The sequence below is a fragment of the Virgibacillus halodenitrificans genome, assembly GCF_001878675.1.
In the GTDB taxonomy this organism is placed as follows: Bacteria; Bacillota; Bacilli; order Bacillales; family Amphibacillaceae; genus Virgibacillus_Q; species Virgibacillus_Q halodenitrificans.
On record NZ_CP017962.1, the window covers coordinates 2,120,722 to 2,144,973 of the forward strand.

20 protein-coding genes are annotated in these 24,252 nt (G+C 37.5%); 1 reads left to right on the forward strand and 19 read right to left on the reverse strand.

Annotated elements, in window-relative coordinates:
* Positions 1-32: 32 nt before the first annotated feature.
* The 6 genes from priA to BME96_RS11150 all read right to left on the reverse strand — a co-directional run bounded on the left by priA (position 33) and on the right by BME96_RS11150 (position 8,444).
* The gene (gene priA / locus BME96_RS11125) at positions 33-2,441 is read right to left on the reverse strand and encodes a primosomal protein N' (protein WP_019376523.1); all 2,409 of its coding nucleotides are present in this window, start codon (positions 2,439-2,441) and stop codon (positions 33-35) included.
* Positions 2,438-3,646, reverse strand: coding sequence for a bifunctional phosphopantothenoylcysteine decarboxylase/phosphopantothenate--cysteine ligase CoaBC (gene coaBC / locus BME96_RS11130; RefSeq protein ID WP_060680794.1), 1,209 nt, complete (start codon positions 3,644-3,646; stop codon positions 2,438-2,440). The genes priA and coaBC overlap by 4 nt, the downstream gene beginning before the upstream one ends.
* A gap of 304 nt (positions 3,647-3,950) precedes the next feature.
* Positions 3,951-4,163, reverse strand: coding sequence for a DNA-directed RNA polymerase subunit omega (gene rpoZ / locus BME96_RS11135; RefSeq protein ID WP_019376525.1), 213 nt, complete (start codon positions 4,161-4,163; stop codon positions 3,951-3,953).
* Positions 4,163-4,780, reverse strand: a complete 618-nt coding sequence (gmk, locus tag BME96_RS11140; RefSeq protein WP_019376526.1) for a guanylate kinase — start codon at positions 4,778-4,780, stop codon at positions 4,163-4,165. The genes rpoZ and gmk overlap by 1 nt, the downstream gene beginning before the upstream one ends.
* Before the next feature lie 26 nt (positions 4,781-4,806).
* Complete coding sequence (gene remA / locus BME96_RS11145) at positions 4,807-5,070, reverse strand: extracellular matrix/biofilm regulator RemA (RefSeq protein ID WP_019376527.1); 264 nt, start codon at positions 5,068-5,070, stop codon at positions 4,807-4,809.
* A 719-nt stretch (positions 5,071-5,789) separates the two neighbouring features.
* Positions 5,790-8,444 carry a calcium-translocating P-type ATPase, SERCA-type gene (locus BME96_RS11150; protein ID WP_019376528.1) on the reverse strand — a complete coding sequence of 885 codons (2,655 nt, stop codon included), beginning with the start codon at positions 8,442-8,444 and terminating at the stop codon, positions 5,790-5,792.
* 134 nt (positions 8,445-8,578) lie between these two features.
* Between BME96_RS11150 and BME96_RS11155 the strand changes: the two genes are divergently transcribed.
* Positions 8,579-10,291 (forward strand): Rqc2 family fibronectin-binding protein, encoded by a 1,713-nt coding sequence (locus BME96_RS11155; RefSeq protein WP_071649082.1) that lies wholly within the window; start codon positions 8,579-8,581, stop codon positions 10,289-10,291.
* Positions 10,292-10,312: 21 nt separating this feature from the next.
* Here BME96_RS11155 and BME96_RS11160 read toward each other — a convergent pair whose 3' ends face one another.
* The 13 genes from BME96_RS11160 to lspA all read right to left on the reverse strand — a co-directional run bounded on the left by BME96_RS11160 (position 10,313) and on the right by lspA (position 23,487).
* Positions 10,313-10,732 carry an organic hydroperoxide resistance protein gene (locus BME96_RS11160; RefSeq protein WP_019376530.1) on the reverse strand — a complete coding sequence of 140 codons (420 nt, stop codon included), beginning with the start codon at positions 10,730-10,732 and terminating at the stop codon, positions 10,313-10,315.
* A 60-nt stretch (positions 10,733-10,792) separates the two neighbouring features.
* Positions 10,793-11,653, reverse strand: coding sequence for a LysR family transcriptional regulator (locus BME96_RS11165; RefSeq protein WP_019376531.1), 861 nt, complete (start codon positions 11,651-11,653; stop codon positions 10,793-10,795).
* A gap of 145 nt (positions 11,654-11,798) precedes the next feature.
* On the reverse strand, positions 11,799-12,413 hold the full coding sequence (gene pyrE / locus BME96_RS11170; RefSeq protein WP_071649083.1) for an orotate phosphoribosyltransferase: 615 nt from the start codon (positions 12,411-12,413) through the stop codon (positions 11,799-11,801).
* Positions 12,400-13,113 (reverse strand): orotidine-5'-phosphate decarboxylase, encoded by a 714-nt coding sequence (gene pyrF, locus BME96_RS11175; RefSeq protein WP_071649084.1) that lies wholly within the window; start codon positions 13,111-13,113, stop codon positions 12,400-12,402. Before pyrF ends, pyrE begins: the two co-directional genes overlap by 14 nt.
* On the reverse strand, positions 13,110-13,973 hold the full coding sequence (locus tag BME96_RS11180; RefSeq protein ID WP_051002292.1) for a dihydroorotate dehydrogenase: 864 nt from the start codon (positions 13,971-13,973) through the stop codon (positions 13,110-13,112). Before BME96_RS11180 ends, pyrF begins: the two co-directional genes overlap by 4 nt.
* 47 nt (positions 13,974-14,020) lie before the next feature.
* Positions 14,021-14,773: a dihydroorotate dehydrogenase electron transfer subunit gene (locus BME96_RS11185; RefSeq protein ID WP_019376535.1), complete on the reverse strand. Its 753-nt coding sequence runs from the start codon at positions 14,771-14,773 to the stop codon at positions 14,021-14,023.
* A complete protein-coding gene (gene carB, locus BME96_RS11190; protein ID WP_071649085.1) occupies positions 14,770-17,970 on the reverse strand; it encodes a carbamoyl-phosphate synthase large subunit in 3,201 nt (1,066 codons plus the stop codon). The genes BME96_RS11185 and carB overlap by 4 nt, the downstream gene beginning before the upstream one ends.
* Complete coding sequence (locus tag BME96_RS11195; protein ID WP_071649086.1) at positions 17,963-19,060, reverse strand: carbamoyl phosphate synthase small subunit; 1,098 nt, start codon at positions 19,058-19,060, stop codon at positions 17,963-17,965. The genes carB and BME96_RS11195 overlap by 8 nt, the downstream gene beginning before the upstream one ends.
* The gene (locus tag BME96_RS11200) at positions 19,053-20,336 is read right to left on the reverse strand and encodes a dihydroorotase (protein WP_019376538.1); all 1,284 of its coding nucleotides are present in this window, start codon (positions 20,334-20,336) and stop codon (positions 19,053-19,055) included. The genes BME96_RS11195 and BME96_RS11200 overlap by 8 nt, the downstream gene beginning before the upstream one ends.
* The gene (locus tag BME96_RS11205) at positions 20,290-21,216 is read right to left on the reverse strand and encodes an aspartate carbamoyltransferase catalytic subunit (RefSeq protein ID WP_019376539.1); all 927 of its coding nucleotides are present in this window, start codon (positions 21,214-21,216) and stop codon (positions 20,290-20,292) included. The genes BME96_RS11200 and BME96_RS11205 overlap by 47 nt, the downstream gene beginning before the upstream one ends.
* 180 nt (positions 21,217-21,396) lie before the next feature.
* On the reverse strand, positions 21,397-21,939 hold the full coding sequence (pyrR, locus tag BME96_RS11210; RefSeq protein ID WP_019376540.1) for a bifunctional pyr operon transcriptional regulator/uracil phosphoribosyltransferase PyrR: 543 nt from the start codon (positions 21,937-21,939) through the stop codon (positions 21,397-21,399).
* A gap of 163 nt (positions 21,940-22,102) precedes the next feature.
* Positions 22,103-23,017, reverse strand: coding sequence for an RluA family pseudouridine synthase (locus tag BME96_RS11215; protein WP_019376541.1), 915 nt, complete (start codon positions 23,015-23,017; stop codon positions 22,103-22,105).
* Positions 23,014-23,487, reverse strand: a complete 474-nt coding sequence (gene lspA, locus BME96_RS11220) for a signal peptidase II (protein WP_019376542.1) — start codon at positions 23,485-23,487, stop codon at positions 23,014-23,016. Before lspA ends, BME96_RS11215 begins: the two co-directional genes overlap by 4 nt.
* Positions 23,488-24,252: the final 765 nt, after the last annotated feature.

The following is a 24,252-nucleotide window of genomic DNA, read 5'->3' on the forward strand; positions in this document are numbered from 1 at the left end:
ACTTTCTGCATATCTAGTTTTTGCGGAGTATTTTACATTAAATGATATGGTTGCATGTCAATAGAAATAAAAAGATCCTCTTTTCGCATTTCATCATAGAATTGTTCCAGAATTTTATTTAAGTAAAAACGTAGTTTCGGTTCATTTTTATATTTTATCATGCACTGATAACGATATCTATCTTTCATACGAGGAATAGGGGATGGCGTTGGTCCTAAAATCACTGTATTATCGTTAACAACTTTCTGTAATAACTGAACAATATTTTGAGTTGTTTGTGCTGTTTTAACCTTATTTTGGTGAGATACTGTTACTAATGCCAAATAATAATAAGGTGGATACTGAAAGGTTTTTCGCATCCTCATTTCATTTTCATAAAATGTCTGGAAATCATATTGGCTTGCCAACTCAATACTATAATGGTCCGGAGTATATGTCTGTACAATTACTTCACCTTCTAAGGAATGCCTTCCAGCTCTACCACTTACTTGTGTAAGCAGTTGAAAGGTTTTTTCGGATGAACGAAAATCAGGTAAATGTAACATGGAATCTGCGGTTAGAACCCCAACGAGGGTAACATTTTCAAAATCCAACCCCTTTGCTATCATTTGGGTTCCTAATAATATGTTCGCCTCTTGCCTTGCAAACTGGCCGAGCAGTTTTTCATGGGCTCCCTTTCGTCTCGTTGTATCCACATCCATCCGTATGATGCTTGCTTCAGGTAAAAGCTGAGTTAAGGCTTCTTCTACACGCTGTGTCCCTGTACCAAAATAACGGATTAAATCACTTTCACATTCAGGACAGACAATAGGCATAGGCTCTTCATAAGAGCAATAGTGGCACTTTAAATGGTTAGTATTTTTGTGATAGGTTAACGCAATGTCACAATGTGGACATTCCTTCACATGGCCACAATCACGACACATTACAAAAGTAGAATAACCTCTTCGGTTTAATAACAATACAATCTGTTCTCCCTTTTGAAGCCGATCTTCCATCTTCTCTTTTAATTGTCTTGAGAACATCGTCCGATTGCCTGCATGAAGTTCTTTTCTCATGTCTACAATTTCAACTTGTGGCATGCCTTGTTCATTTGTCCGCTTGCTAAGTGTAAGAAGTTTATACACTTCTTTTTTAGCCCTTGCAAACGATTCAAGAGTAGGGGTAGCGCTGCCCAGTACCACAGGACACTTATGTGTTTCGGCACGTCGGATCGCTACATCTCTTGCATGGTATTTGGGCTGGTCCTCTTGTTTATATGTTGTTTCATGTTCCTCATCAATGATAATAATGCCGATGTTTTCAAAAGGAGCAAATATTGCGGACCTGGCGCCAACTACTACTTGAACTTCTTTTCTCTGAATCTTTCTCCATTCATCGTATTTCTCACCCTTGGATAATGCACTATGCATAACAGCAACATTTGTACCAAATCTTCCTTTAAAACGCCTCACCATTTGAGGGGTAAGCGCTATTTCTGGAACTAAGACGATTGCTTCCTCACCTTTGTTAATTACCTTTTCGATTGCCTGAAGGTAAATTTCTGTTTTCCCACTTCCTGTTACTCCATGTAATAAAAATACTTCGTGTAATTCTTCTTCAATACTTTTATTAATAGGGGTGATTGCTTTTTGTTGTTCTTTTGTTAATGTCAAAGCAGTTGTGGGCTTAAAATCATTTTCATTATACGGGTTTCTATACACTTCTACGGTGTATGCTTCCAGTAGCGATTTATCCAACAAAGGTTTTAAGGTTGAAGCTGTAGTTCCAATCTTTTTTAAAAGCCCCTGTCTCTCGATCGGTTCTGGATTTTCAATAAAATGCATTAATAGCTGACGTTGTTTTTTTGCATTTTTAGACATATCAACAAGAATTTCTTCCAGATGAGTAATATCTTTTGCAGGTTTTATCATGCTTACTTGTTTCTTTGTGATTTTTGACTTAACAAGATAATTTACGGATACCCCGCCTTCTTGAATCGTCTTTTGTAATTGATAATAACTAATTGTAGAGTATTCAAATTCTTCATACGGAATTGCATCTCTGCCTGCAAATAGAAACTCTAATGGTTCTGGCAACCTCTCTCCTGTTGTTCGGATTAATTCTTTTTTGTACTGGGCTTTTAATACTTGAGGCAGCATCGCTTGTAAAGCAGTAATATAAAAACTGACACTGTCCTTAGCAACCCATTTTCCAAGCTTTAATAGCTCTTCTGTTAAAACAGGGGTGATATCCAAAACTCCATTTATTTCTTTTAGTTTGTCAAGCTCAGAATCATTCGTTTTACCGACTACAAAACCCATCACTTTTCTTGGTCCAAAAGGCACCGTAACACGCATGCCTATTTGAAGTATCTCCATATATTTTTCTGGTATAAGATAATCAAAGGTTTGGTTTATTGCTTTTGATGGTACATCGACAATCACTTTAGCTATATTCAATTTACTTCATCCTTCATATCACGATAAATTAAATTCAGGATATGTTTTGCTACTTCTGCCTTTGTGTTCATTTCCAGTTCCTCTATCTGTTGGTGTTTATTAATATATGTGACAACATTTGTATCACCTTCAAAGCCTGCTCCCTCTTCTGCTACATTATTTACAATAATGGAATCAAGATTTTTCCGTACGAGTTTATCGATTCCATATTCAATTGGCATAGATGTTTCCGCAGCAAAACCAACAAGGTACTGTGTTGTCTTTTTTTCTCCAAGAGAAAGAAGAATATCTTTTGTCCGTTCCATTTCCACATGCCATTCTCCCGGTTGTTTTTTCATTTTATTATCATAAGTTACTTTGGGGCGATAATCCGCCACAGCAGCTGCTTTAATCACAATATCACTCGTATCAAAGTGATGGTGCATAGCTTCATACATATCTTGCGCAGAAACAATATCTATTCGCTTAATTGCTGGGTTTTTTATAGAAAGACTGCAAGGGCCTGCTACAAGGGTAACATCTCCCCCAGCCTCGGCTGCAGCTTCAGCCAAAGCAAAACCCATCTTTCCGGACGAGCGATTACTGAAAAAACGGACTGGATCAATAACTTCTCTTGTTGGACCAGCTGAAATTAATATATTTTTTCCGACAAGAGGCTTAAGCCTGTTTTGATGATTTTCTACTGCTTTAATAATGCTCTCAGGCTCTTCCAACCTTCCTTTTCCAACGTAACCACAAGCTAAATATCCAGCGCCAGGCTCAATAAAATGATGCCCCCATTCCTCCAGCTGTTGCATGTTTCGTTGAACTGCAGGATGTGCATACATGTTCACGTTCATTGCTGGGGCAATATAGATTTCAGCTTGTGTTGCCAAAAGGGTAGTTGAAAGCATATCATCAGCAATACCTGTGGCGATTTTTCCAATGATATTAGCGGTTGCTGGAGCCAGCAATGCTATGTCTGCCCAATCAGCAATATCTATATGCGCAATTTTTTCAGGGTCTTTTTCATCAAATGTATCTACATATACCGGGTTTCTCGATAACGCTTGGAACGTGAGTGGCGAGACGAATTTGGCGGCATGCTCTGTCATCATTACTTTAACATTTGCACCTCGCTGGGTTAATTGACTTGTTAAAGCACAAGCTTTATATGCAGCAATACCTCCTGAGACTCCAAGTAAAATATTCTTTTCAATCAACATATTTAGACCCCTCTCACCTGTAAATAATCTACTCTATTTATACCATACAAAATAGTATAAAGGATAAATACTTACGTTTATACATATACAAATTCATTTGCAGCATTTAGTTACAGCCGTTTTTGACGAACCAAAAATTCCCTTCTTAGCAATAAGCTTAATAGAGATTAAAAATGTAATCAATCGTTTTCTAAATTAAGAAACCCCTCGTCTATCCAACGATGGGGTTTATAGAGAACATATTCATTTAGTTTGAAAAGAGGCATGTACATTTAGTTAGTAAAGCCTCTCACTATTTCAGCCTCTACTCACTGTCTTTTTTTTGTCCATCTGCAATCGTAAGCTTCTCGGCAAGTATTTCTTCCAAAGCCATCCCAACATATTTATGTGAGAATGGGTGGTCTACTAAAGGGTTCTTTGTCTCACTCATTTGTCTTGCCCTCATAGCAGATAAAGTTACTAACGTGTACTTAGAATTAATTTTCTCTTGAAGAGCATCAATCGATGGTTCTAACATTACAATTCATCCTCCAATAACTGTTTATATTGCTTTGCAATTCGTTCCCGCTTCAGGTGTTCACTTTGAATAATGGATTGTACTTTTTCTACTGCTAATTCAACTTGATCATTCACAACTACATAATCATACGCATCCATCATCTCAATTTCGTTTCTTGCTTCCTTCAGCCTGTTCAAAACTAACTCTGATGTTTCTGTTCCTCTATTTATGATTCTGTTTTTCAGTTCTTCCAAACTTGGAGGAAAAAGAAAGATGAATACACCCTCAGGAAAATTTTCCTTTACCTGCAAGGCGCCTTGCACCTCAATTTCCAGAAAAACATCATAACCTGCTTCTAGCATTTCCTCTACATATGCTCTGGGTGTACCATAATAATTATTGACATATTTAGCATATTCCAAAAGCTGGTTGTTTTTAATCAGATTTTCAAACTCTTCTCTACTTTTATAGAAATAATCCACTCCATCCTCCTCGCCTGGTCGGATGTCTCTTGTTGTCATGGAAATTGAATATTTCAAATCTGTAGCCTGATTAAAAAGTTCCTTTCTTACTGTACCCTTTCCTACTCCTGATGGGCCAGAAAGAACAAATAAAATACCTTTCTCTTCAATCAAAATAGTTCCTCCTACTATTATACGCTTTAATTATCATCCGTAACTTCTTCGTGACTTAGTACGCGCTGACCAACAGTTTCCGGTTGCACAGCAGATAATACTACATGATCACTATCTGTTATTATAACAGCCCTCGTTCTTCTTCCATAGGTTGCATCAACTAATTTATTATTCTCTCTAGCCACAGCAATAATACGCTTAACCGGTGCGGATTCAGGTGACACAATTGATATCACCCTATTAGCTGACACTACGTTACCAAAACCAATATTTATAAGACGTAAACTCAAATTTGCTCCCCCTAACTACAATGTATCTCATTATACTACAAAAAGTATACATTAAAAAAGTATATCATACTTATCTTTATTACCAAATTACACATAGTGCAAATGATAGTGTATGTTAATATTGGAAAACAGGTTGACGTCATGCTGTCATGTCTATTTATTTAATTATACCTGTGAAAGACTGAGTTGAAAACTTTTTTGTGTGGTTAGTGAAATACTTAGATAAGAAAGTAATAAGTGACTAGTGTTACCTCTTGGAAACTTAAGCAAGAAATCTTAATTATGAGTGTGACCAAGTCGAACTAGTATTTAAGAAGTAAACATAATTGAGTGGTTAAAATGTATCTAATCAGTAAAAGATTATTAATATATTATAATTTTATAGTTATTTAGAGAAAAAGAGGCTGGGCCAAATGAAATTTTATAAAGTTAAAATCCGAACCGATTCATACTAATAATGAATTATGGTTCGGATTTATTTTTTGGAACGAATTAGCGGAGGAAAAACACGCAGACTCCTGGGACTGCGATTACTCGTCCCACCGAAAACCATTGTGGGAGAAAAAGCCTAGCTAAGACCCCGGAGTGCATAGCACGAGGAGGCTTAGCAGCGCCCACGGAAAGCGAAGTGTTTTTCCGGAGCGGGGTTCCCACATTTTAAATAGTTCGTCTTTAGAATAACGTTGTTTAGTTATGTCCCAGCCCCTTATTTTTGGTCATTATTTTTTAGTGAACCCAAATAATACAGTTGGTAACGCGCTTAGACCAAGGATCAGCATCCAATCTCGCAAATTTAGAGATGTTGTATGGAATATTGGCTGCAACGGCTCCCAATAAATCACAATAAGAACTAATAGTAGGGAAGAAATTACGGCAAATACTAGATACATATTTTCAAATGGATTTCTTGAAAATACGGAGTGTTCACTTCGACAATCAAAAACATGAATTAATTGGGCCATAACTAGCGTGGTAAAAGCCATGGTTTGTCCATATACAAGATTGTCGGGGTTGTTCTGATAGGTAATAATAAACGCAAGCAGGGTTACAATCCCGATTACTATTCCTCTTGTAATAATTTTATAACCTAATCCTCTTGCGAAAACGCCTTCACGCGGATTTCTTGGAACTTTCTTCATTACGTCACTTTCCGCCTTATCTAAACCTAACGCCATTGCAGGTAAACCATCTGTAACAAGATTAACCCATAAAATTTGGACTGGGACCAGTGGGAGTGGTAAAGCTAACAACATAGCAAATAACATAACAAGAATTTCACCTACGTTTGATGCTAAAAGATATCGAATAAATTTGCGGATGTTTTCATAAATATTTCTGCCTTCTTGAATAGCAGATTTTATTGTTGCAAAATTATCATCCATTAAGATTAACGAAGAAGCTTCTTTCGTAACATCCGTCCCACTGATTCCCATACTTATTCCAATATCACTAGCCTTTATTGCAGGAGCATCGTTTACCCCATCCCCTGTCATTGCCACAATATGTCCTTTTTCCTGAAAAGCCTCTACAATCTTTAATTTATGTTCTGGTGTTACTCTGGCAAAAACATAAGTGTCTTCAATAACATCTTTTAACTCATTTACAGTTAATTTATTTAATTGATGCCCCTCTAATACAAGCCCATGTTCTGGTAATATGTTTAGTTTTGAAGCTATTGCCTTTGCAGTCTTAACATGGTCGCCAGTTATCATTACGGTACGTATGCCCGCCTGCCGACACTCTTCAATTGCAGACTTCACTTCTTTACGTGGAGGGTCCATCATTCCATACAACCCAATAAAAGTAAGATCCTTTTCAAGAAAGGAGGTTTCCAGAGAGTCATTTTTAGCAAGTGGTTTAACAGCAATAGCAAGAGTTCTTAAAGCCTTATCTGCCATACGTCCAACAGCTTCCTGTATAGATTGGCTATCTACAGCATCAAGTCGGGCTCTTCCACTGGCATTGAAATGAAAGGTGCTCCTTGGGAGTAGTACATCAGGTGCTCCCTTTGTTATCAAAAAACGCATCCCATTTTCATCTTCTATAACTACACTCATCCGCTTTCTATCAGAATCGAAAGGTATCTCTTTCACTATTCGATAATTCTCTTCAATCACAGCAGTTAAACCTAGTTTTCTAGCTACTACAAGCAATGCGCCATCTGTTGGATCCCCATCTACCAAATACTTACCTTTTTTCACTTGTAAATTAGCGTTGTTACAAAGCATTCCATACATAAGCATTTCTTGCAGGTTAGGATATTTCTCATCTAATTTTGTATCAGAGAGGTAGAAGTCCCCTCGAATGTCATAACCATCCCCACTTACGTATAATTGTTTTCCATTTAGAAACAATTCTTTAACAGTCATTTTATTTTCAGTCATCGTTCCCGTTTTATCAGAACAAATGACAGAAGCACATCCCAATGTCTCTACAGCAGAAAGCTTCCTGACAATTGCCTTTTTCCTGATCATACGCTGAACTCCAAGAGATAAAGCTACGGTAACTATGGCTGGAAGACCTTCAGGGATAGCAGCAACAGCCAGTGATATTCCTGCAAGAAACATGTTGTAGACGGGGTGTCCCTGAATTACTCCTAGTACTACCACTAATGCAGTCAAGAATAATGCAACGACGATGAGAATTTTACCCAATTCGGCTAATTTTCTTTCAAGTGGTGTCATCACTTTCTTTGTATTCACCATTAATGATGCAATTTGCCCCATCATCGTATTCATTCCAGTTCCAACAACGATCCCTATTGCTGAACCTCTTGTTACCAAAGTACCCATGAACCCCATGTTCACTTGGTCTTGCGCATCTACATGATCTCTGTTGATTGGTGTTGCATGTTTCGCTACGGGTAAAGATTCTCCTGTAAGTGCAGATTCCTCGGTTTCCAGACTATTCGATTTAGTTATCCGTACATCCGCAGGAACTCTATCACCACTTGTTATTCTAACAATGTCTCCTACAACTACTTCTCTGGAAGAAACTTTTTCCCATTTCCCATCACGGAAAACATTTGCCATGGGGGCAGAAAGTTCTTTTAACTTCTCAAGTGAATTTTCAGCCTTTTGTTCTTGAAAGTAACCAATAAATCCATTTACCAAAACAATTACCATAATGGCAATAGCATCTACATATTCACCAAGAATTCCTGCTATTAGTGTGGCAGCAAGTAATACAAGTACCATAAAGTCCTGGAACTGTTTTAAAAACAGTAACCATTTAGATATGTTTTTTTGGGATTCCAAAACGTTAAACCCATACTGCTTACGGCGTTGCTCTACTTGCTTTGGACTGAGCCCTCTGTTTGTAACTACGTGCAACTTCTGTTCTACTTTTTCTACGTCTAATTGATACCATTTCATCCACCATTCCTCCAAATCAGCCCTATTATTAACTATGAATACAAACTTAGTTAAAAAAGCTGGTTTTCGCTATTATAGTTAATATCTATGCAGACTTGTCCTAAATAATGCTATAATTGGCGAGAGGTGATTGTATGCCATTTGACGGAATTGTTACGCATGCAGTAACAGAGGAACTAAAAAAAGAGTTACTACCAGGAAAAATCACAAAAATATATCAACCAACTTCTACAGAAATTGTATTCACAATTAGAAGTCAAGGAACTAATCACACATTAGTACTGTCCATACACCCCACTTATACACGTTTCCATTTGACAAATGACCATTATGTCAATCCACAGGAAGCTCCAATGTTTTGTATGGTGTTAAGAAAGTATTTATCAGGGGCACAACTTGAAAGCATCGAACAGTTTAGTATGGAGCGAATCGTCTCCTTTACCGTTAAGTCAAGAAATGAAATAGGAGATATAAGTACGAAGACACTTACCATCGAATTAATGGGAAAGCACAGTAATATTCTATTAATTGATCAGGAAAAGGGAACCATTATAGATAGTCTCAAACATATCACCATGTCTCAAAATCGACATCGTACGATCATGCCTGGGCATCCTTATAAACTTCCTCCGATGCAGGATAAATTAGACATTTTAACCGCTGATGAGAATGATTTCATAAAAAAACTGGATTTTAATAGTGGAAAAATGGAGATGCAAATAGTTCATGCACTAACTGGATTTTCCCCTTTTATTGCGAAAGAAATAGAAAGAAGAGCAAATCTTGGTTCCGAGCAGAGGTATATGGAGATTTACAAAGAGTTTCAAGCTAATGTTATTAATCATCAGTATGAACCAGCCATTTATCTTGGCACGAAGGAAGACTTTCATGTTTTGCCTTTATCCATCACTAATACTGAAAAGCATTCATTTCACTCAGTTAGTGAAATGCTTGATCATTTCTTCTCAGGTAAGGCGGAACGGGATCGCGTAAAACAACAGGCAAAAGATCTGTATCGTTTTATTAAAAATGAACGAGATAAGAATCAACGTAAAATAAAAAAGCATCAGCAAACAATTAAAAAAGCAGAGAAAGCCGATTTATATCAAAAGTCAGGAGAACTGCTTACTGCTCACTTACATCTTGTGTCAAACGGGGATACATCCGTAACCGTTCAGGATTACTATGATCCAGAACAAAATGATTTGATCATCGAATTAGACCCTCATAAGACGCCAAGTGAAAACGCACAGAGCTACTTTAAAACATATCAAAAGCTGAAGAAATCCAAGGAAGTAATTGAAAAGGAAATGCTGAAAACAGAAAGTGAAATAAATTATCTCGAACAGTTACTTCAGCAAATTGATGTCGCTGGATTGGAAGATATTGAAGAAATACGAGAAGAACTAAGAGAAGAAGGCTATCTTAAGAAACAGTCAAAAAGCAAATTGAAGAAAAACAAATCAAAAAAGCCGGAACCCGAGAGCTTTGTCTCTTCAGATGGGACTTCAATTATTGTCGGTAAAAATAATAAACAGAATGAGTATGTAACTATGAAGTTAGCTCATCGAGATGATATATGGTTACATACAAAGGATATACCGGGCTCCCACGTGCTCATACGAGCTAAAGAGCCTACTGAGGAAACGATTATGGAAGCAGCCCAGCTCGCAGCTTATTTTAGTAAGTCACAGCAATCTTCCTCTGTTCCTGTTGATTATACAAAAATTCGCTACGTTAAAAAACCAAATGGAGCCAAACCAGGTTATGTTATTTATGAAAATCAGAAAACAGTATTTGTTACACCTAGTAAACAGCTAGTGGAAAAATTAAAAGAAAAAGAGTGAGCTTAGAAGCTCACTCCTTTTTTATACTGCCTTCGCATTAATTTTTACATCGACATTTCCTCTTGTTGCTTTAGAATAAGGACATACTTGATGCGCCGCTTCTGTAAGTTCATCTGCTTCTTCAGGATTAACACCTTCTATATTAACTGTTAGTGTAACCCCAATTTTAAAACCATCATCTTCAGGATCTTTTAAAAGACTTACATCAGCTGTTGTTTCAGAACTTATTTTTTTCTTTTGTTTGGAAGCAACTAAATTTAATGCTCCATCATAACAGGCTGCATATGCAGCAGCAAAAAGCTGCTCTGGGTTCGATCCTTTATCTTCTTTGTTCGTTATTGGGTTAACCAATTCAAGGTCAATAAGCTCATCTTTTGATTTTACATGGCCTTCTCTACCATTTTTTGCAGTTGCTGTTGAAGTAAATAATACATCACTCATTTTTATTCCTCCTTTTAACTACATAAATAGGTATTCCTTTTTAAAGAAGAAAATAAACATCTAAAGAAATGATTGACTTGTTATTGAATTAATAAAGTGGTTCACCTGTGGGAGTTGCTTTACCCCTTCCTGATAACAAATCCATGTGTCTCTGGTCACAGGAATACCTTCCAGGTGAAGAGGAACAAAATGATATTCCTCTTTCATAGAATCAGAAACACTTTCCGGTAAAACCGCCATCCCAAGCCCCTGCTTCATTAATTGCTTACATGTTTCAATCTGATCGACGGTAATTGTTTTTACTGGTTTAATATCTCCCTGATGATGGTACAGCCAATGATCTACCAATTCATTCATACTGTCATCACTTTTAAAAGAGATCAACGGTCTTTCTTTTAAAGTATTGACTGGGAAGGGTTCTGTATCAAAGATATAAAGAGGATCATCAAATAAATGTATACAGGTACTTTCTTTTAGTTTCTCTCCTCTGATGATACAAATATGATAACTTTTATGATGACGTTTAATATTTTCGCTGATTCCAGTTACCAGATCAATCGCAACTTTAGGATACTGTGTTGTGAAGTCTCCAAGTATTGATGGTAAAAAACGTTGACTAATTAATGACGAACAAGCAATGGATAACGTTCCTTGAACCTCTTTGCTGGATTGGGCAATTTTGTTTTTAATTGTTTGTTCCTTTTCGATTACAGTTGCTGCATGCTCCAATATCATCTCACCACTAGGGGTAGGGACTAAACGTTTAGAAGTACGAATGAAAATGGTTTGCCCAAAGTATTCTTCCATATATTTGAGCCTTTGAGTAACTGCAGGTTGGGATATAAGGATTGCCTTAGCTGTTCCTCTGATCGTCCCAATCTCATTTAATTTCAGTAGTAGCATATAATCTTCTATTCTCATTTCTATAACCTCTGATCAAGTATAGTTATTATCCCCATTATAAAGGAAGGCGATATAGGTTGCACGATAGTTAACTTGGTCTGAGAATAATTCTTCTCTACAATCAGATTTAGAATAATTAAGAAAAGCAAAGTGTTTAGTAGCTTTATAATTGATTACGCCACTCCAGCAACCCCGCCTTTTTTTCGGGTGGGAGTTCCCCGTCTTCTACAAGTAGATCCACTAGAGAATCAAAGTTGGTAATAGTATGTAAGTATATTTTTTCTTTTTTAAAGTTTTCTGAGGCTATAGCTAAACCGTAAGTAAAAATAGCTAATACTCCAAGTACTTCTGCACCCGATTTTTCCAATGATTTTGCGGCTTCAATTGAAGATCCTCCTGTAGAGATTAAGTCTTCAATCACTATTACGCGCTGACCTTCTCTTAGATCCCCTTCTATCTGGTTTCCCTTCCCATGCCCTTTAGCTTTACCTCGGACATAGACCATAGGCAAGTCTAGGGCTTCAGCAAGCCACGCAGCATGTGGGATACCTGCAGTGGCACATCCCGCTATAACCTCTGGCTGTTCTTCCATATTTTCGATAAATTGTTTAAAAGCGTTTACTATTTTTTTTCGTACCTTTGGATAAGACATTGTCATTCTGTTGTCACAGTATATCGGTGACTTGATTCCGGAAGTCCATGTAAAAAACTTATTTGGATTTATTTGAACTGCTTTAATTTTAACTAACTCTCTTGCCAATTCTTTATTTACTTCCATGTTCAAACTCCTTTATTATTTGGTCATATGCTTGCCTCGGATTAATAGCCTTGGTGATGCTTCTACCAACCACCAAAATATCTGCTCCATTTATTTTAGCAAAATGGGGTGTAGCAATCCGTTTTTGATCATTCTGCTTTGAATCTTCCAATCGAATCCCTGGGGTAACAGTTAAGAATGATGACCCACAAGCTGTTTTTATTGCGTTTGCTTCATGTACGGAGCACACGACTCCATCTGCTCCACTTTCTTTACTCAAAGTAGCAAGACGCACGACTTGCTCTTCTACTTCTCCAGATAAGCGAAGCTCTTTGTTCATCACCGCTTTATCCATGGAGGTTAATACGGTGACTGCTATTAGCTTCGTATTAGGTGATGAAGATGAACCTTTGATTAAGCCCTCCTTTGCACGCTTAATCATTTCACTACCACCCGTAGCATGTACGTTTACAATATCCACTTCCATACTTGCCAGGTTGACCATTGCCCGCATAACCGTTGTAGGAATATCATGAAGCTTTAAATCTAAAAAAATGGGGTGCCCTTTTTCTTTTAATTTTTCAATTAAGGCAGGTCCTTCCCTATAAAACAACTCCATCCCCACTTTCACGGGAATATGTTCCAATTGATGTACTTGTAAAAATTTTTCCGCTTCTTTCCATGTGGGGAAATCCAATGCTAAATAGATTTTGTTGTTCATACGATTACTCCTTTTCCAATTACGTCACTTACCGAACTAAATCCATATTTATCTAATATAGAAGGTAATTCATCAATTAATTCAGAGCATACAAATGGATTTTGAAAATTAGCTGTTCCGACGGCTACTGCACTTGCCCCCGCCAATAAGAACTCTAGGACATCTTCAGCGCTCGTTACTCCTCCCATACCAATTATAGGTATGGATACATGCTGGCTAACATCATGTATCATTCGAATAGCGACTGGTTTAATTGCCTGTCCGGATAGGCCACCTGTTTTATTTGCTAATAAAGGTTTCCTAGATTTAAGATTTATTTGCATTCCAGTAAGGGTATTAATCATCGATAACCCATCAGCACCTGCTTTCTCTACCGCTTTTGCCATTTCCACGATATTGCTTACATTAGGTGATAATTTTACATAAACTGGTAGATCGCTAACCCTTTTGACCATTGCTGTAACTTCTGCAGCCATCAATGGGTCAGTACCAAATTGGATTCCCCCTTCTTTTACGTTAGGACAGGAAATATTTAATTCCAGTGCAGCCACTTGTGGCGCTTCATTAAATGCAGCTGCAACTGCTACATATTCTTCTATAGAACTGCCAGCAATATTCGCAATAATTGATGTATCAAAGTTTGATAAGAACGGGACTTCAGATGCAATAATTTTTTCTACTCCGGGATTCTGCAATCCTATTGCGTTAAGCATACCTGATGAGGTTTCTGCAACCCTTGGGGTGTTATTCCCATACCTTTTGGTTCCTGTCGCAGCCTTCATAATGATTGCACCTAATTTACTAAGGTCATAAAAGTTACTGTATTCACGTCCAAAACCAAAACAGCCAGATGCGGGCATGATAGGATTTTTTAATTGTAGACCAGGTAATTCAATACGTAAATCTGTCACAAAGATACCTCCTTTGAATGAAAAACAGGTCCATCTTTACATATTTTTTTATAGCCAAAATGATCATTTGTAGGAATAACGCATGCAAAGCAAGCTCCAACTCCACAACCCATTCGCTCTTCCAGCGAGATATAACCACTGCAATCATTTAATTTTGCCGTAACTGCTTTTAGCATTGGTAAAGGCCCACATGTATAATAACAATCAAAATCCTCTACTAAACGTAATGCATCGGTTACAAATCCTTTTTCTCCATAAGAACCATCATTTGTTACAATGATGGTTCTACCTAAAGCTTCAAATTCATCTTCATAAAAAACATGCCCTGCTGATTGAAAACCCAGTATGGAGATAACTTTCTTTCCTTGCTCCACAAGATGTTTTCCAAGAAAGTACATAGGGGGAACTCCAATGCCCCCTCCAATTAATAAGATGGTGTTATCATGTTCTTCAATTTGGAAGCCATTGCCATTAGGCCCTAGGACGTCAAGGTACATTCCATTTTTGTATTCTGAAAGCTTTTTTGTCCCCGGACCATTTATTTTAAATAAAACAGTAATTGTTTCAGCAACCTTATTTATGGATGCAATTGACAGTGGGCGTCTTAACGAGTGGCCTTCAACGAGAATATGCAAAAACTGACCAGGCCTTGCTGTTTGGCTAATATATTTATTTTTAAGTGTTAATTCTACCGTGTCTAAAGCAATAATTCTCCTTTGCGAGATGAGCATTTCAACTTTTTTAATCATACAATTTCAACCTCTTTATTCACAATAGGCTTGGCACTAAATGAAGTAGAATCTATAACATTAACAATGGCATTTGCAGTATCCAGGTTGGTCAAGCAAGCAATGCCATGCTCAACTGCTTCCCTTCTGATTCGAAATCCATCTGAGCGTGGTCGCGTGCCAGATGTTAATGTGTTAACAACAAACTGCACAAGTCCATTTTCAATAATTGATAAGACGTTTGGTTCGTCAGCCCCAATCTTGCCTACCTTGGTTACTGGAATTCCAAATCTCTGTAAAAATGCACCAGTCCCCTCTGTTGCATACAAATGAAAGCCGAGTTGATGAAATCGCTCCGCTATAAAACGAACTTCCTCTTTATCCTTATCCGCTACTGTAAGCAACACTGCTCCTTCATGTGGTACACGCAGTCCAGCAGCAATCAAGCCTTTATATAACGCTTTTTCTAGTGTTTTGTCGTAACCAATCGCTTCCCCGGTAGATTTCATCTCTGGTCCAAGCGTAGTATCTACACTACGTAATTTTTCAAAAGAAAAGACTGGAATCTTGACTGATACTTGATCATCTTCTGGTAGGATTCCTGTACGAAACCCTAAGTCTGTCAGCTTTTCACCCAAAATACACTTGGAAGCTATCTTCGCCATAGTTACTCCTGTTATCTTACTAAGGAAAGGAATGGTACGGCTTGCACGTGGATTTACTTCCAATACATAAACCTCTTCATCACGTATGATAAACTGTATATTGATTAGTCCTTTTACTTTTAATGCTTTAGCTAGCTTTATGGTAGCATCCAGACATTTTTGTTTTATTTGCTCACTTAAACGTTGAGGAGGATATACTGCAATGGAGTCACCGGAATGCACACCTGCACGTTCAATATGCTCCATTATTCCTGGCACGATAATTGTTTCTCCGTCACTTATTGCATCAACCTCTACTTCAATACCAGTAATATATTTATCAATCAGAATAGGATGCTCGTTTGTAATGCTGTTTGTTTTTAGTAGGTATGCTTGCAATTCTTCATCATTATAGACAATTTCCATTCTGCTGCCACCTATTACATATGATGGCCTTACTAGTACTGGATAACCAATATGGTTTGCGACTGATGTTGCTTCTGTAAGAGCGAGTACAGACTTCCCTTTGGGTCTTAACAGATTAAGCTCTTCCAATAATATTTCAAATTTATCACGATCTTCAGCCTGATCAATTGCTTCTAAACTTGTACCTAAGATTTTTACCCCTCTCCGTTCAAGCCCAGCTGCAAGGTTGATGGCGGTCTGACCACCAAACTGTACAATGACTCCTTCAGGTTTCTCCAAATCAATCACATGCATAACATCTTCTAATGTTAATGGTTCAAAATATAGTTTATCTGATATGCTAAAATCAGTAGATACTGTTTCCGGGTTGTTATTCATAATAATTGCTTCATAACCCATTTCTTTAATGGCTAATACAGAATGAACTGTAGCATAATCAAACTCAATTCCTTGTCCGATGCGAATCGGGCCAGAACCTAATACTAACACTTTCTTTCTTTCAGTGATTATTGATTCATTTTCATCCTCATAGGTACTGTAAAAATATGGAGTAACAGATTCGAACTCAGCAGCACATGTATCAACCATTTTATAAATTGGTATTAAATTGTTTTCTTTTCTGAATTGGTAAATTTCATCAATATCCCTATTCCATAACCTTGCAATATGTTCATCTGAAAATCCTCGTTCTTTGGCTGACTTTAAAATATTGTACTCATACAGATTTTCACGTAATTCCATTTCCATCTGTACTAATTTTTGTATCTTATTAAGGAAGTATCGATCTATTTTTGTATAGTGGAAGAGCTCATCAATAGTCATCTCTCTTCTAAAGGCCTCAGCGATTACAAAGATTCTTTCATCATCTGCTTTAATTAGACGTTCAATGATTTTCTGTTTGGATAGTTTTGCAATATGTTCCATATAAAGTGATTCCGTGCCAATATCCAATGAACGTACCCCTTTTAACAATGATTCTTCAAAATTACGCCCAATCGACATAACTTCTCCTGTTGCTTTCATTTGGGTACCGAGATAACGATCACCTGTAATGAATTTATCAAATGGAAAGCGCGGAAGTTTTGAAACTACATAGTCAAGAGCAGGTTCATAACAGGCGTAAGTTTTCCCTGTTATTGGGTTAATGATTTCATCCAAGCTCAGACCAACAGCTATCTTGGCGGCCATTTTCGCAATTGGATAACCGGTTGCTTTAGAAGCGAGCGCAGATGATCGGCTTACCCTTGGATTAACTTCAATAATATAATATTGAAAACTATGAGGATCAATAGCTAATTGTACATTACAGCCACCTTCAATTTTCAATGCCCTAATTATTCTCAAAGATGCGTTTCTTAATAATTGGTTTTCTCGGTCACTTAACGTTTGCGAAGGAGCAACCACGATCGAATCTCCTGTATGTATACCAACAGGGTCTACATTTTCCATATTGCAAACAACAATTGCTTGATCTTTTTGATCTCTCATTACTTCATATTCAATTTCTTTAAAGCCAGCGATATTCTTCTCAATTAAACATTGGTTTACTGGAGATAGTGACAATCCATTTCTTGTAATTGCCTTTAATTCTGAAAGGTCTGCACACATACCTCCCCCTGTTCCCCCAAGAGTATAAGCAGGTCGGACAATTAATGGAAAACCTATTTGTGCAGCAAATTCACAAGCTTCTTCTACTGTATGAACAATTTGACTATCAGGGACAGGCTCATTTAGCTCCTTCATTAGTTTTCTAAATTTATCACGATCTTCCGCCTGTTGGATTGCTTCTAAAGAACTACCTAATAAATTCACATGATATTCTTCTAATATTCCAGATTCATCTAATGCCACTGCCAAATTTAAACCAGTTTGTCCCCCAAGTGTAGGAAGAAGAGCATCCGGCTTTTCTACCCTGATAATCTTCGTAAGAAATTCAACAGTTAATGGTTCCATATATACTTTATCAGCTACCGTATGGTCCGTCATAATTGTAGCTGGATTTGAATTGGCCAAGATAACTGTATAACCTTCTTCTTTTAGCGCTTGACATGCTTGCGTACCAGAGTAATCAAATTCTGCGGCCTGCCCGATGACGATGGGCCCTGACCCAATAACGAGGATTTTTTTTATTTTTGTATTTTTAGGCATATATCTTCTCCTCCTTCGGTTGGTCTACAATTAACTTGCTAATAAATGAATCAAAGAAATGACTGGTATCTTCGGGACCAGGGGAGCTTTCCGGATGGAACTGAACGGAAAACGCAGGATAAACCCGATGTTTTATACCTTCTACTGTATTATCATTAAGTGCAACATGAGTTAATAACAATTCAGTATTATTAAGAGAAGCTTTCTTTACAGCATAGCTATGGTTTTGAGAGGTGATATACGTTTTTTCTGTTTCCAGATCCTTCACTGGATGGTTACCACCTCGATGTCCAAATTTCATCTTTTCTGTGTCAGCTCCACATGCTAAGGCTAATAGCTGGTGCCCTAAGCAAATACCAAAAATAGGAAGTTTATCAATAATATTCTTTATCATATGTATAGCTTCTGGAACGTCTTTTGGATTTCCAGGCCCATTTGTTAGGACAATGCCATCTGGCTTTAAGCGTAAAATTTGTTCAGAACTGTAATTATATGGCACAACCGTTACATGGCATTGCCGTTCTGTCAGCTCTCGTAAAATACCATGCTTCATTCCAAAATCTACAACTACAATCCGCTTTCCTCTGCCTGGCACCACGAATGGTGTTACTGTAGAAGTCTGCTTCACCTGATCTGCAGGTAAATTTGTTACGTGCATAGTTTCTTTTACTTCTTCAACCGGTTGATCTATTGGAACAATTGTTGCTTTCATTGTCCCATGCTGCCGAATGATTCTAGTCAGTTTCCTTGTGTCAATCCCTGTTATTCCGGGAATATTATTTGCTTTTAAATAACTGTCTAATGTTTCTTCACTTCGGAAGTTTGACGGGTGCTCACAGACTTCCTTCGCAACAAAACCTCTTATAAAAGGGGTCACCGTCTCAAAATCTTCACGGTTAATGCCATAATTTCCTATTTGGGGATATGTCATCATAACAATTTGTCCACAATAGGAGGGGTCAGAAATAACTTCCTGATAGCCGGTCATGCCTGTGTTAAATACAATTTCTCCAAATGCAGAAGTGTCACTGCCAATACTTTCTCCTGTAAATACAGTACCGTCCTCTAATATAAGCTGTCTATTATCCATTCATATCCCCCTCGAAAACTATTTCCCCATCAACTATTGTCATTACAGGTATACCTGATACTATCCAATCTTGAAAAGGTGTATTTCTCCCCTTGGATTGAAATGTTTCCTTATTTATTTTTAACTCTTTTTCCAAGTTAACAATCGTAATATCTGCAATCGTGTTCTCATCTAATTTTCCATATGGCAATTGGAAAACTTCTGCAGGTTTTTTGGTTAACCAATCAACTAGCTGGTGCAGCTTAATTTTTTCTGTTTTAACCAAATATGTATAAAGTAGAGAAAATGCTGTTTCCAGACCTACAATGCCAAAAGGAGCATTCAAAAACCCTTGTGATTTTTCTTCCTCTGCATGTGGAGCATGATCTGTTGCGATAAAATCAATCGTACCATCTAACAGTCCCTCTAATAATGCTTCCTGATCTTCCTTGGCGCGTAATGGAGGATTCATTTTATAATTTGAATCTTGATCTTTTATATTGTTTTCATTTAATAATAAATGATGAGGGGTAACCTCAGCTGTTACGTGGATGCCAGCCCTTTTTGCATCTCTAATTACTCTAACGGATTCTTTGGAGCTTACATGACAGACATGATAATGACATCCGGCAGCTTCAGCCAATAACACATCCCTGGCAATTTGTACTGACTCACTTAGTGCAGGTAATCCTGGAAGATTTAGTCTATTACTTACATCCCCATCATGCACAACACCACCATAGACAATAGAGTTATCTTCGCAATGAGCAACAATAGCTTTTCCAGAAGCGGCTGCCTGCTTCATAGCTTTTAACATAAAATCAGCAGTTTGTATGCCCACGCCATCATCTGTAAAGGCAAAAGCCCCTGCCATGACTAATTCATCAATATTTGTTAATTCTTCACCTTTTAAATCTTTTGTGATTGCTGCATATGGCAACACACGAACCTTTGCCTCTTTTTTAATTTTTTCAACCAATTTTTCCAAAGTTTCTTTTCGATCAGGGACCGGATTCGTATTCGGCATGGCACATACAGTTGTGAAACCACCTTTCGCAGCCGCCAGCGTTCCCGTTTTAATTGTTTCCTTGTGTTCCCCGCCGGGCTCGCGCAAATGTATATGCACATCAATAAACCCTGGTAAGACAACATTTCCATTACAATCTATGTTGCGATCTGCGTTTTCACGGATAGCTGATTTTATTTGTTTAATACGATTTCCTTCAATTAAAATTTCACATGGTTCTAATTTATACACTGACGACAGTCTTCTCGCGTTTTTCAATAATATTTTCATTTAATAACCCCCATTCTTGTAATAATTCAATCATTATTGCCATCCTTATATACACTCCATTATTCATTTGCTTAAAAATTCTGGATCGCTCACATTCTACCAAGTCAGAGTCTATTTCCACTCCACGATTTATTGGGGCAGGATGTAAAATAATTGCATGCTTCTGCATTCTTTTTTCTCTTTCCTTTGTCAGCCCATAATTTTTCAGGTAATCATCAATAAATGAGTTGGTTGTGTGCCGCTCATGTTGAATACGCAAAAGCATCAAAGCATCGCATTTCTTAGTAGCTTCATCTATCGTTATATAAGGAAAGTCTAAGCTATGATCTTCAAAACCAGGAGCTGCACAAAGGCTAACCTTTGCCCCAAGCCTTTTAAGAGCATTAGCGTTGGAACGAGCAACCCTACTGTGCTTAATATCGCCTACAATAACTACATTTAATCCTCTTAATCTACCAAACTCTTGATATAAAGTTAAAAGGTCTAATAAACATTGGGTAGGGTGTTCCGCCTTTCCAGCGCCTCCATTAATAATTGGTATCGAAATTTGATCTTGCAGGTCCTCAAACCATGTATCAGCATGGTGTCGAACAATAAGTAAATTAGCTCCTATCGATTCGAACGTCTTCGCAGTATCATATAGTGTTTCACCTTTTCTCGTGCTGGAAATATCCTCGTGCAGATCTAACACTTCCAATCCAAGCTTTCTCTGTGCAACAATAAAGCTCATTTTTGTTCTTGTACTTGGTTCGAAAAATAAATTTGCAGCAAAGATTTGGTCGTTGACTTTTTTATTTTCGTTTCGCAGTGATTCGGCAGTATCTAAAAGGGAATGAATTTCTTTCACACTCAATTGGTTTACTGAAATAAAATGTCTCATAATTCCTCTCCTTTATCATCAACGAATAGATTTTTCTTACAAATTTCAAGTGCCTTCTTTTTTTCCATAAAAAAACCTCCTTGCAAAAGGCTGCAAAGAGGTATACGTATTGAGCATACGTATTTTCAGGGCAACCTTATAGACCTCTCTGGATCTAGTTAAAGGTTTCATAATTTAGTTTTACTTTTCATAAATAGATACTTGATCTGCATTATCTATTTCATCTAGCTGAACAACAATGATCTCCTTATCCGAGGTAGGTATGTTCTTTCCTACATAATCTGCACGGATTGGTAATTCTCTGTGTCCTCGGTCTACTAATACACCAAGCTGAATTTGTGATGGACGAGCAATGTCCATAATAGCATCCAAAGCTGCTCTTACAGTACGTCCCGTGTACAACACATCATCTACAAGGATAACTGTTTTTCCTGAAAGGTCAACCTCAATATTGGTTTCTTTTAATTCAGGGTCCTGGTGCGTTGTGCTTTTTTCTAAGTCATCTCGATACAATGTAATATCCAATTCCCCAATAGGAACTTCAATATTTTCTATTTGCCGGATTTTATCATGTAATCGTTTGGTCAGCGGGACTCCTCTTGTCTTAATACCCACTAGCACAACATCTTCTACCCCTTTGTTCCTCTCAACAATTTCATGGGCAACTCTTGTTAAAGCTCGACTAATTGCAGGTTTATCAAGAATGTCTGTCTTCTTCTTCATGTTCATCACCCTTCTCATAGAAAAATCCCTTTCTCTATGAGGAGAAAAGGGATTGGTTTATGCATATCATACATATTCCAAACATAACGCTTCCTTTAAGCCTCACAGGACTAGATTAAAGGTTCATCCATTTGCTATATTATTTCAAATTGCTCTCTCTCTGTCAATACATTTTTTCAATATAAGATAAAACTTCTTTAAACTGCTCAGGAGCTTCAACTTCAAAATCCAGCCAATCTTTCGTTATAGGGTGAGTAAATCCAAGCTTTTTGGCATGTAAAGCTTGACCACCTATATCCATTGTTTTTCTTGGCCCGTACTTAGGATCCCCTACTAATGGATAACCAATATATTTCATATGTACCCGGATCTGGTGAGTCCTTCCAGTTTCCAACTGACACTCAATATACGTATAATCTGGAAAATGCTGCAAAACACGAAAATGCGTTACTGCTGGTTTTCCATTATCGACTACCGACATTTTTTGCCGGTCCTTGGGATCACGACCAATCGGTGCATCAATTAAACCAGTCTCATGAGCAATCTCCCCATGAACTATTGCTACGTACTTACGCTCTATCGTTTTTGCGGCCATTTGATCTGAAAGATGGGTATGGGCAATATCGTTCTTAGCAACAACTAACAGACCGCTTGTATCCTTATCAATACGATGAACAATACCTGGACGTTCTACACCATTTATTCCGGATAAATCATTGCAGTGATATAATAAAGCATTAACTAAAGTACCTGATTGATGGCCTGCTGATGGGTGAACTACCATTCCTTTTGGTTTGTTGACTACCAATAAGTCAGTATCCTCATATACAATATCTAACGGAATATTTTCTGCTTGTATATTTAATGGTTCAGTCTGTGGAACCGTCCACTCTATCACATCACCAGGTTGGCATTTATAATTTGCTTTAACATCTTCACTGTTAACTTTTACTAAATTCAAGTTAATCCACAACTGTATTTGTGAGCGGGAAGTATCTGGATTGACGTCTGACAATAACTTGTCGAGTCTCGTTTTAGCCTGCTCTGATGTAACACTATAATTAAATATCTTCGTCATTTATTATTTTCCTTCCTTTCCTTTCTCTCATCTAAAACTGTAGTAATGATGATAAGGAAAACACCCACTACTAAAGCAGAGTCTGCAACATTAAAAATAGGAAAGTCGTAATTGAAAATGATAAAATCAAAAAAGTCTACCACTTCGTGTCGAAATAACCTATCTATAAAGTTCCCGATTGCACCACCTAAAATAAAGGCTAACGATACTCCAAGCAACCTATTTGTTTTCGCATATTTTTGCATATAAACAACTACACCTATAACCACCACAATGGTAATGATATAAAAAAATATCATCTGGCCCTGGAGAATTCCCCAGGCAGCACCTTTATTACGATGTGATGTGAGATAAAAGAAATCATTAATTATTGTTATTCTTTCGCCAATCTGCATTGATTGTTCTATAAGCCACTTTGTTAATTGATCCAATCCGATGATAATCAATGCAAAAAGATAATATAAATACATTCTATTTCCCCCGATTCCAATAGCTAAGTCTTTTTTATCTTAAACGCAAACTCATAAATTATCAACAGATTATAACAAAAGACTAAACAAGACTCCATTTAACCTAACGAATAAAACAATAGTTACCAACTAATTGTTCTTTTATATTACCCTTTATTTCATAGTTGGAGGAAACTGCGACGTAGTGAAAACTTATTTCCCAATTAATATAAAATAGCTAAATAACACCGCTACGGAAAAATACTACGCATTCCGGGGTCTCACCGATGCCTCACCTTCCCCAGGAGTCTCCGTATTTTTCCTTCGCTACTATTTACTATTATACCTAGGAAGAAAAATTGCGTCTGCATACCCCAGAATATGCTGTGTACGAATTGATTGGAGTGGAGGGCGGCGACTCCTGCCGGAATAGCATGAGGCCACTGAAAAAGTCATTTTCTACTAAAATAGAAGTTTTTCAAAAGACACTATCCCAAAATTTTGTTTTGTTAATATGCATAAATGGAGAGCCAGAACCAGTTTATTCCACTCATAGACTAAAAAGTGGTGATGTAATTTTTTGGAACTAGCCTTCTCAAGAATTTACCGGACTTTTTCAGTGGCTTCGAATAGCATGAGGCGAAGACCCTGGACGGAGCGTAGCGGAGGAAGCGGCTGAGGCTATGCCGGCGGAAAGCGTCTGCCTGAAACGCAAATCAATGGGTGCTTCCTCTGTAAAATGAATTACTTCATTCTCCACAAATTACGTCGCAGTATATCTACTCT